The sequence below is a fragment of the Actinomadura sp. CNU-125 genome (assembly GCF_001942465.1).
Lineage (GTDB): Bacteria > Actinomycetota > Actinomycetes > Streptosporangiales > Streptosporangiaceae > Spirillospora.
The window spans coordinates 39096-45525 of record NZ_MKJY01000477.1 but is presented as its reverse complement, the minus strand read 5'-3'; the positions used below and the strand labels follow the sequence as shown (position 1 = coordinate 45525).

Here is a 6430-nt window from a genome sequence, read left to right as displayed (position 1 = left end):
ACCGTCCGGACGAGCGGGAACGCTGGGCCCGCTGGCTCGTCGCCGACGCCTGGCGGCGCCGCGCGTTCATCGAGGCGGCGGTCGTCGGGCGGCTGCTGTCGAACCAGGAGGACGTTCGCCGCGTGCGCCGCGCCGACCACTGGAGGGCGCCCCGATGGGCGACCTGCTGCTCAGCGCGGCGCTGCTCCTGCTGGAGACCGAGTCCGCGGCGCGCCTGGTCGGCGCGGTCGGCGGGATGGCCGACGCGCTGCTCGGCGGCGGCGAGCACGGCGCCGAGGTGGCCCACATGCTGACCGACGTGCTGCCGGACGCCTGGCGCGGGCTCGCCGTCGAGGCCGTCGAGCGGGGGCCGCGCCGCCCGCTGCCGATGCGGACCTTCGCGTCCTCGCTCGAACAGGCGGCGGACCGCACCGAGGCCGAGGACACCTGGGCCGGCCTGGCGGCGGAGATCGACCACTTCGAGGAGTTGCGCGGCTGGTTCATCTTCGAGGCCGGGGGCGCGATGCACGAGGCGCTCACCACCGACGGCGGCCTGCTCACCCTGATCCGGGAGGCGGCCCTCGACCCCCGTCGGCGCCCCCACCTGGAGCCGCACCTTCCGGCGAGCGTCCGGCGGCATCTGGACGCGCTCGTCCGCGAGGCGGGCGGCACGCCGATCGCGGGGCGCGTGCAGACGTCCTCGCTGCGCCGGGTCGAGTCGATCGTCCGGACGGCACGGCACCTGGTGGCGCGGGAAGGGGAACTCGCCGACCTGGAGAGCATGGGCGAGGAACTGGACGGCTACCGCCGCCTCGGCAAGCTGCTGGCCGACCGCTGGGACGACCTGTTCACCGAGGTCGGGCGCGTCGCGGGCCCGTACGGGCTGCCGATGATCGCGCTGCTGGAACGGCTCCGCCCGCTCTACGACTGGTACCGGGCCGGGCAGCGCGGGGGACGGGGGCGACGGCGGTGAACGAGGAACTGGACGCCCTGCTGGGCGAGCTCGTCGAGGAGTGGCCGCAGCGGTTCCGGCACCGGCGGCTGCTGGTCGCGCTCGACGAGGCGGCCGGTCCGCCGGACCTGGCGCACGCCCTGCTTGCGGGTATCGCCGCCGGTCAGGACGAGTACGCGGTGTTCGACGGCCTGGTCGCCGAGGGCCGCTTCGCGCTCGCCGAATCGATGCTCGCCGACTGCGCCGCCATCGAGGAGGGGCGCGTCGGCGAGCTCACCCAGCGGCTCGACCGGGTGCGCGCCCGAAGGCAGAACCGGCTGGCCGTCCGGCTGGAGGAACTGGCCGAACAGGCGCGGCTCGCGGGCACGGACTTCACCGCCGACCGGGAACTGCTCGTCGAGTTCTGCCAGACGTCGTGGCCCGACGTGGCCGAGCACCTCGCGACGCTGGAGGAGGCGCTGGAAGATCGCATCGGCGAGCGGCGCGCCGCCGTCATCGCGCGGATCGACGCGCTCGCCGACAGCGCCGAGGAGTGGCACGCCGCCTGCCGGTCGCTGGCGGACAAGGGCCTGATCCTGGCCGCCGAAGGCATGCTGGACCGGCCGGACGAGCTGTCCGGCGGGCCCGCGGCCGCGCCGCCGCTCCCCGCCTGGCCCTGGAAGGCGGAGCCCGCGGAGGTCCTGCGCTGGCACCTGGACCCGGCGACGCCGCGGCCGTCGTCGTTCGCGCTGTGGTCCGTCCGGCAGGAGTCCGCCGAGCACCGGCTCCTCGACGCCTACGACTCCCTGCGCCGGACGGGCGGCCCGCACATCGCCGCCGGTTTCGCCGCCGCACTCGACGCGTTCCTCGGCGTCGAAACCGCCCCCGAGACGACCGCGCACCCCGTCGAGGGCGGCCACCTCACCGAGCTCTCCGGGCTGTTCGCCGACCCCGAGACCGGCGGCTTCCGCCCGTCCGGGCACGTCGACCTCTACGTCGCCGACCCCGGAACCCGGACGGTGCCGCCGCTGCCCGGTCTCGCGCCGTTCCTCGCCGTCGGCCACGGGCTCGTCCCGCGCGGGTACGCGGACCGGACGGACGCGGCCGTCCTCGACCTGCGCTCGCTGCTGCGGCTGGTCAAGACGCCCGCGCGGCGTCCGGTCGCGCTGCTGCGCGTCGCGGGCCGGCAGTGGCCGGTCACCGCCTTCACCCACGCCCTCGACACTCCCGACGAAACCGTGAACCTGCGGACGCTGTCGTGGGTCGTGGACCTCGCCGGGCTCGGCGACCTCGCCACCACGGCCGCACTGGAGTCCGAGAGCGGGCTCGACCCGGCGCTCGTCCGGCTGTTCCTCGACTTCCTGCGGCGGGACTCCGACCGGCGCCCGGCCGCCGGGGGCCTGCCCCGCTGGGGGGAGGACGCGCGGATGACCGCGCCGGTCCGCGACGCGGTGCTCGCGCCGGTCGCGGGCTCCCCGGCGGCCGAGGTCGTCTTCTGGGCGGCGCTGTCGGCCGCCATGCCGGGCGTGCCGGTCGGGGTGAACGACATCGTCCGCGAGATCGCGCTGAACTCCGACCGGGCAGATCGGGCGGGCCGGGGCGGCCAGGCGGACGAGGCGTCGGTGCGCGCGGGCATCGAGGCGCTCGGCGCCCTTCCCCTAGCCGCCCGGGCCGGCGACGACGGCATCGTGTTCCGCCGGTGCGGTGCGCTGATCGGCCTGGCCGGGCAGGCGAAGGAGCACCTCCCCGGCGCCGTGGAGCGGCTGTCGGAGGCGGCGGCCGAACCGGGACGCGCCGCCGCCGAACCCGACCTGCGCCCCTTCGATTTGTACCGGCACTCGCTCGCGCCGGGCCGTGCCGGCTACGACGCCGCGCCCGGCCCGGACGCGGCGCGCGCGCTCGTCGCGGAGACCGCGAACCTGACGGCCGCCGACGTGCCCGCTCGGCAGGCGACGGCGACCTCGCCGAGGTGCTCGCCCGCCTGCGGCCGGACTTCGCCGCCGCCCACCCGCGGATCGATCTCACGGTCCGCGGCCCGGCGGCGGCGCCCGTCGCCGTCCGGGCCGAGCTGCTGGAGACGCTGCTCTACGAACTGCTGAGCAACGCCGCCGAGGCCGTGGGCGAGAGCGGCGGCTCGGTCCAGGTGCTGGCCACGATGTCCGCCGGTGACCTGGTGGTCGACGTCCAGGACAGCGGCCCCGGGATCGACGAGACGATCGGCCACCGCGTCTTCCGCAAGGGGACGTCGACGCGCGGGGACGGGCGCGGCGACGGGCTGAACCGCGCCCGCACCCTCGCCCAGCGCGTCGACGGCGACCTGACGGTCGAGGCCCGGCAGGCCGTGCATCCGGTCCTGAAGGGCGCGCACTTCCGGCTCGTGCTCCCCGGCGGCTGAGCCGCCCGCCGCCCGGCCCGGACGCCCGGCGCGCCCTACTTCGTGAGCGTCAGCCCCCCGGCGGGTTCGACCGTGAGCCGGTCGGCGGCCTCGTCGAGGTCGACGACGACCCCGTCGCCGTCCCGCACGTCCCCGGCCAGCAGCTCGCGGGCGAGCTGGTCGCCGATCGCCGTCTGGACGAGCCGGCGCAGCGGCCGCGCCCCGTACAGCGGGTCGTAGCCGGTCAGCGCCAGCCACTCGCGGGCCGCGTCCGACACCGTCAGCGTCAGCCGCCGTTCCGCGAGCCGCTCGGCGAGCTTGTCGACCTGCAGATCCACGATGCGCGTCAGTTCCGCCGTCGACAGCGCGTCGAACAGGATGACGTCGTCGAGCCGGTTCAGGAACTCGGGCTTGAACGAGTTCCGGACGGCGTTCCAGACGGCTTCGCGCTTCGCGCCGTTCTCCAGCGTCGGATCCACGAGGAACTGCGACCCGATGTTCGACGTCAGGATCAGGATCGTGTTGCGGAAGTCGACCGTGCGGCCCTGCCCGTCGGTGAGCCGCCCGTCGTCGAGCACCTGCAGCAGGACGTCGAACACCTCCGGGTGGGCCTTCTCGACCTCGTCCAGCAGGACGACCGAGTAGGGGCGGCGGCGCACCGCCTCGGTGAGCTGCCCGCCCTCCTCGTACCCGACGTATCCGGGCGGGGCGCCGACGAGCCGCGCGACGCTGTGCTTCTCGCCGTACTCGCTCATGTCGATGCGCGTCATCGCCCGCTCGTCGTCGAACAGGAACTCCGCGAGCGCCTTCGCCAGCTCGGTCTTGCCGACGCCGGTCGGGCCGAGGAACAGGAACGACCCGGTCGGCCGGTCGGGGTCGCTGATGCCCGCGCGGGCGCGCCGCACCGCGTCCGACACCGTCCGGACGGCCGACGCCTGCCCGATCAGCCGGCGGCCCAGCTCGTCCTCCATGCGCAGCAGCTTGGCGGTCTCGCCCTCCAGCAGCCGCCCGGCGGGGATGCCGGTCCAGGACCCGACGACGTCGGCGACGTCGTCCGGCCCGACCTCCTCCTTCACCATCGCGTCCGTGGTGTCGGCGGCCTCCGACGCCTCCTCAAGCTGCTTCTCCAGCTCGGGGATCTCGCCGTAGGTGAGGCGGGACGACACCTCCAGGTCGCCGTCGCGCTGCGCCCGTTCGGCCTCGCCGCGCAGCTGGTCGATGCGTTCCTTGATCTCGCCGACCCGGTTCAGCCCGGCCTTCTCCCGCTCCCAGCGGCCGACCAGCCCGGACAGCTGCTCCTGCTTGTCGGCGAGGTCCTTGCGGAGCCGGTCGAGCCGCTGCCGGGACGCCTCGTCGGTCTCCTTCGACAGGTTCAGCTCCTCCATCCGCAGCCGGTCGACGGCGCGCTGCAGCTCGTCGATCTCGACCGGGCGGGAGTCGATCTCCATGCGGAGCCGGGACGCGGCCTCGTCCACCAGGTCGATCGCCTTGTCCGGCAGGAACCGCGACGTGATGTACCGGTCGGACAGCGTCGCCGCCGCCACCAGCGCCGAGTCGTTGATCTGCACCTTGTGGTGCGCCTCGTACCGGCCCTTCAGCCCGCGCAGGATCGCGACGGTGTCGGCGACGGACGGCTCCCCGACGAGGACCTGCTGGAACCGGCGTTCGAGCGCCGGGTCCTTCTCGATGCGCTCGCGGTACTCGTCCAGCGTCGTCGCGCCGATCATGCGCAGCTCGCCGCGCGCCAGCATCGGCTTCAGCATGTTGCCCGCGTCCATCGCGCCCTCGGCCGCGCCCGCCCCCACGACGGTGTGCAGCTCGTCGATGAACGTGACGATCCGTCCTTCGCTCTCCTTGATCTCGTGCAGGACGGCCTTGAGCCGCTCCTCGAACTCGCCGCGGTACTTCGCGCCCGCGACCATCGCCGACAGGTCCAGCGACACGAGCGTCTTGCCGCGCAGCGACTCCGGCACGTCCCCGGCGACGATCCGCTGCGCGAGCCCCTCCACGACGGCGGTCTTGCCGACGCCCGGCTCGCCGATCAGCACCGGGTTGTTCTTCGTGCGCCGCGACAGCACCTGGACGACCCGGCGGATCTCCGCGTCGCGTCCGATCACCGGGTCGAGGCGCCCGTCCCGGGCCGCGGCGGTCAGGTCGACGCCGTACTTCTCCAGCGACTGGTACGTGCCCTCGGGGTTCTCGCTGGTGACGCGCGCGTGCCCGCGCACCTTCGCGAACGCGTCCAGCAGCGCGTCCGGCGTCGCGCCCGCCTCCTTCAGCAGCCCGGCGGCGGGGCCGCCGTCCGCGGCGAGGCCCACGAGGAGATGCTCGGTGGAGACGTACTCGTCCTCCAGTTGCCGTGCGCGCGCGCCCGCCGTCGTGATCGCCCGGTGGAGCTGCGCGGACAGCCGCGGCGCCGACACCGTCGACCCGGCCGCCTTCGGCCGCGCGGCGAGCTGCTCCTCGGCGCGCCGCCGGATCGCCTGCCAGTCGGCGCCGACGGCCTCCAGCAGCGGCACCGCCGTGCCGTCCTGCAGCGAGATCAGCGCCACCAGCAGATGCTGCGGCTCCACCTCGGGGTTGCCTTCGGCCGCCGCCCGGCGGATCGCGACCGACACCGCCTCCTGGCTCTTCTGCGTCAGCTTGTCTTCCATGATCCGCTCTCCCCCTGCGTCACCTTGGAAAGCCCGGTGAGCCCTATTCGTGTTCGGGCCGCTGCTGCCAGACGACGACGCTGGTGCGCCGGATCGGCACCAGGTCGGACCCGGGCGCGCCCGGGTCGCCGTGCCGCCGCTGCTGCGCCAGCCGCGCCGCGACCGCACGGGTCGATTCGAGTTCGTTCGCGAGCTCCTCCAGGGCGGCGTGCGCCTTGGCGAGCTCGTCGCGGAGCCGCACGTTGTCGCGCTGCAGCTCCAGGATGTGCTTGATGCCCGACAGGTTGATGCCTTCCTCCTGCGAGAGCCGCTGGATCTCGCGGAGCAGGACGATGTCGCGCATCGAGTAGCGGCGGCCCCGGCCCGCCGTCCGTCCGGGGCACACCAGCCCCATCCGGTCGTAGGTCCGCAGCGTCTGCGGGTGCAGGCCGGAAAGCTGCGCCGCCACGGAGATCACGTAGACCGGTGTGTCGTCACCGAACGGGTCCATGA

The 6430-nt window shown here is 74.6% G+C and carries 5 protein-coding genes; 3 read left to right on the top strand and 2 right to left on the bottom strand.

The window, feature by feature from the left end:
- Positions 1–154 precede the first annotated feature (154 nt).
- From BJF79_RS38255 to BJF79_RS38250, 3 genes are read left to right on the top strand one after another with little or no spacing between them, the layout of a single operon-like run.
- Positions 155–952: a hypothetical protein gene (locus BJF79_RS38255; RefSeq protein ID WP_075904712.1), complete on the top strand. Its 798-nt coding sequence runs from the start codon at positions 155–157 to the stop codon at positions 950–952.
- Complete coding sequence (locus tag BJF79_RS63630; protein ID WP_262403179.1) at positions 949–3009, top strand: hypothetical protein; 2061 nt, start codon at positions 949–951, stop codon at positions 3007–3009. Before BJF79_RS38255 ends, BJF79_RS63630 begins: the two co-directional genes overlap by 4 nt.
- A gap of 17 nt (positions 3010–3026) precedes the next feature.
- A complete protein-coding gene (locus tag BJF79_RS38250) occupies positions 3027–3305 on the top strand; it encodes an ATP-binding protein (RefSeq protein ID WP_262403182.1) in 279 nt (92 codons plus the stop codon).
- Positions 3306–3340: 35 nt separating this feature from the next.
- Here BJF79_RS38250 and clpB read toward each other — a convergent pair whose 3' ends face one another.
- A complete protein-coding gene (gene clpB / locus BJF79_RS38245; protein WP_075904708.1) occupies positions 3341–5938 on the bottom strand; it encodes an ATP-dependent chaperone ClpB in 2598 nt (865 codons plus the stop codon).
- A gap of 43 nt (positions 5939–5981) precedes the next feature.
- Positions 5982–6428, bottom strand: a complete 447-nt coding sequence (locus BJF79_RS38240; protein ID WP_143220764.1) for a heat shock protein transcriptional repressor HspR — start codon at positions 6426–6428, stop codon at positions 5982–5984.
- Positions 6429–6430: the final 2 nt, after the last annotated feature.